Raw genomic sequence first — 3,545 nt, 5'->3', positions numbered from 1 at the left:
ACGCCTGGCTCGCCCGGCACCCGCCCTGGACGTTCCACTTCACCCCGACCTCAGCCTCATGGCTCAACGCGGTCGAGGGCTTCTTCTCCGCGCTGACCCGTCGTCGGTTGCGACGCGGTTCCTTCACCGGCGTCGTGACCTGCAGGCAGCGATCAAACGCTACATCGCCGAGCACAACCGGCGCGCCAGACCTTTCATCTGGACCAAGCCCGCCACGGACATCCTCTCCGCCGTCAGCCGATCCCGTGAACCATCCGTCTGAGTCAGTGCACTAGCGGCGGTCGAGTCCCGGTGTTGGAGATCGAGTACGCGTTCGAGATGGCCAAGACCGAACTTAAGCTGACTGACGAGGAGACCCACTCCTGAACACGGCCGCCACCGACACGTCGGCGTGGCGATGATAGCCGCCGTGATCCCGGTAATCCGCCATCACGACAGTGCGCCGCCCTCGAAAGCCCAGCCTGGCCGCGACTGTCCGCTCGCTTATCAGTGCCGGAAGGTCCGGCTCCTCGCCGGGTGGTTAGTGCGGCGGTGCAACCAGTCCGTTCACGTCATCGCATGGTCACTTTGGCGCCACGAGCATCGGGCGCCCACCCGCGGCGTAGCCTGAAACATCGGGCGTCAGACGTCAAAAACCGGAGCAGCCCCCCAAAACAGGGCACCCAGCCATAACCAAGAAAACGCGACTGTTATACTATTCCCAAGGTGATCTCAAAAACGGCATAACGCTTGTCCAGCGGTCCGCAGGGGGCGGTTGATGGGCGGGCTTCGAAGCCGCCGCCACCAAGAAAACGAATGTGGCGTTGTCACCCGACGAGAACGCTTGAGCGCTGCGAGTACTGATTTACAGAGACCTCGCGGATCGTCAAACTGACGGGGAGTCGAGTCTTCCGCGGGCAGACCATTCACAGCCGGCCCTGATTTAGAGTGCATGAAGCCCGGATCGACAAACCCACGACTAAAAAACACCTCAAGTTGCACCTTCAGCTACGGTAATGCCGCACCTCATCGTCGATTGCCAGGAATAAAATCTGGTCGACAGCCAAATGGCGGTGATTATCGGGCCATATTTAGGATCAAATCACGTGACAACTCTGCAGATCGCGTGCGACGGATGAGAAATTGCAAAATGAAGACACATGACGGAAGGGCAGCGCTCGATTTGGTCCGCGGCATCGCCGCATTATTAATCGTCGTTTATCACTACGGACGATGGTTCGCGATTCCATTGGCATTGAACAGCAGCCTTGCTGTCGATTTATTTTTCTGCTTGAGCGGATACGTGATGATGACGGCCTACAGCTGCAGGCTGACGTCAGATATGAGTCGCGTTGAATTTTTTTCCGCACGCCTCATCAGATTGATGCCATTGGCAATTCTCGGAACATTGATGAGCGCAAGTTATGCGGCCTCATTGCTGTATATGAAAGGCGGCAGTGCTTCACTACAGGATATAGCGACATCTGCGCTGGTTGGGGCGCTCAACCTTCCGAATTTTTTTTCAAACTTAAATAGGGGTGATGACCAAGTTTTCCCGCTCAACGGTCCGCAATATTCATTGTTTTTTGAGATGGTCGTGAACATCGCGTGGGCCTATTGGAGCTGGACCAGGAAATGCATTCCAGCTATTTTGTTGTCGATATTGTGTTTTTGTTTTGTAATAAATTTGGGCGTGCTCGGAGGTGATACATCTACCAACTTCCTGGCCGGCTTCCCGCGGGTGGGTGCTTCCTTCTTCTACGGCGTAGTTCTGTTCCACGTCGAACGGCGCCTCGATCGCTCGATGAGTCTCAGACCTGTTTTCTTAGTCTCCGGATTAATATCGTTCTTGTTATTTTGCTTCCCCTTCGCATTGCCTTTTAAGATTGAGATCGCTTGGGTTGCAGTAGGCTCGCCAGTACTGATTCTATCGGGGTCAAGGACCAATCTATCCGGCCGACTCGGACAATTAGCACTTTATCTAGGAAAGATCTCATATCCCGTATACATTCTTCACTACCCCGTCTTCTGCTGGGTCAACGGCGCGTTTCAATCGGTTGCAGGAAGACAAGACTTCGTTCTTGAAGCTCTGTTGCTGATGATAGCGATACTCCTGACCTCTCACCTGGCGGCTAAGGTCCAAGATCGATCATGGCGGTTCAGCAAATCTAAAGCACTCCCTTGTTGAACGGCGAATAGAAGGTCGCGCGGAGCGCGTTTTTGTGGAAGCTGCGCTAAAACGCCTGGATCGATGAAGAAGAAGCGTTTCATGCCGACAATCGCGTCCGATGGTTCGCTTTGCGCAAAACGTAGTTGTGCCTACTGAGGCGTGGGTGACAGGCGGCGCCGCCCTCCCGCGAGAACCGCCCCGGAACCAGCCGGCAGCAGCAGAAAATGTGCGTGAATTAGATCAGGATGAAGCCGCCGCGGCACGAGCAGAACTTTCGCCGCCTGAAACCGACGCGCCATCCACGTCTGAGAGCCTTCTCTGATTGGGGTTCGTGAGGCGAGCATCTTCTCATCGATGTTCCTTGTCCCGGTGTGTCGCTCCCGCGGGTCACGCGCTTCTCTTCGCGGTCGGCGCGAGGCCGCCGCATGATGGGGTCGGGAGAGCAAGGCATCTCAATCTGTTTCACGACCTGGTCTGCTGACGCGGACCGGTTCGGGACTTTGGTTCGGGACCGTCAACGAGATCGCCTCGCCCATCGTCCCCACGGGAACGATCCGGGTCACCCTCGCGGGTGAAGTCTGGCCTGCCGTCGTTCCGTTCGACGGGGTAGGCGTGTCTCGGTCATGCGAAGGCAGCGACGGTGGCCGTCGGCTCCTTGCCAAAGCGGAACTCAGTCCCGTCGCTCCGCATCCGGTGCAGGACGACGGCGAGCTTGCGCGCGACCGCCACGCGGGCCGGCGCCATGCCACCATGCTTGGCAACCTAAATCCCCCAGGCGCGCAAGCTCGACCATTGGCGTGAGCGCGTCAGCAGCCAGTGCGCGGCCTCGTAGAGCGCGGTGCGAGCGAGTTCGTCGCCGCAGCGGCTGACCTTGCCCTGGATGTCGGTCTCGCCTGACTGGTAACGGGATGGCGTCAGGCCAAGGTGGGCACCCACGTCCCGGGAGTGCCGGAACCGCTCCGGCCGGTCGATGGTGGCGCGGAGGGCCAGCGCACGGGCATCGTTGCGGTCTGTCTTGTTGGGCATCGTCTTCATGGCTGCGTTGGCGGACCGCGTGTCGATGCAGATGGCCGGCAAACCCGCCGCCCGAAGCGCATCGTGCAGCCAGGCTGTCAGCGAACACGCTTCCAGGCCGACACGCTCCAGAAACAGGCCGAGCCCCGTCAGGGCAGCGATGAGATCGGAGGGCTCGCTGGCGGCTCACATCTCCTTGATGATCCGACCCGTCGCGTCGACCACACAGATCGCCGTCTCTTCCAGGGAGACGTCAAGTCCGGCAAAGTAGGTCATGGCTGCTCCTTCCTGATGCTGTGGCGATCCGACATCGACCACGATCTCACATCTCGATAGGAGCAGCCGCCTTCAGCGGACCCACAGCGTGACCCCAATCACCCCA

The 3,545-nt window shown here is 58.6% G+C and carries 1 protein-coding gene and 2 pseudogenes; 2 read left to right on the top strand and 1 reads right to left on the bottom strand.

What is annotated here, in order from left to right:
* Together OXS27_RS31895 and OXS27_RS31890 are read left to right on the top strand one after the other, a co-directional pair.
* Window positions 1-262 (top strand): annotated as a pseudogene (locus OXS27_RS31895) (IS630 family transposase); the annotation flags it as partial.
* A gap of 867 nt (window positions 263-1,129) precedes the next feature.
* Complete coding sequence (locus OXS27_RS31890; RefSeq protein WP_267361661.1) at window positions 1,130-2,167, top strand: acyltransferase; 1,038 nt, start codon at window positions 1,130-1,132, stop codon at window positions 2,165-2,167.
* A gap of 603 nt (window positions 2,168-2,770) precedes the next feature.
* Here the strand turns inward: OXS27_RS31890 and OXS27_RS31885 are convergent.
* Window positions 2,771-3,439 (bottom strand): annotated as a pseudogene (locus OXS27_RS31885) (transposase).
* Window positions 3,440-3,545 lie beyond the last annotated feature (106 nt).

The sequence above is a fragment of the Methylobacterium sp. GC_Met_3 genome, from assembly GCF_026540775.1.
Classification (GTDB): Bacteria; Pseudomonadota; Alphaproteobacteria; order Rhizobiales; family Beijerinckiaceae; genus Methylobacterium.
Note: the sequence above shows the minus strand (reverse complement) of the source record. Positions and strands in the feature narration are given on the sequence as shown.

Bases quoted from the DNA above. Each gene is read 5' to 3' on its own strand.
- OXS27_RS31890 (WP_267361661.1), top strand. From the start codon at position 1,130: ATGAAGACACATGACGGAAGGGCAGCGCTCGATTTGGTCCGCGGCATC.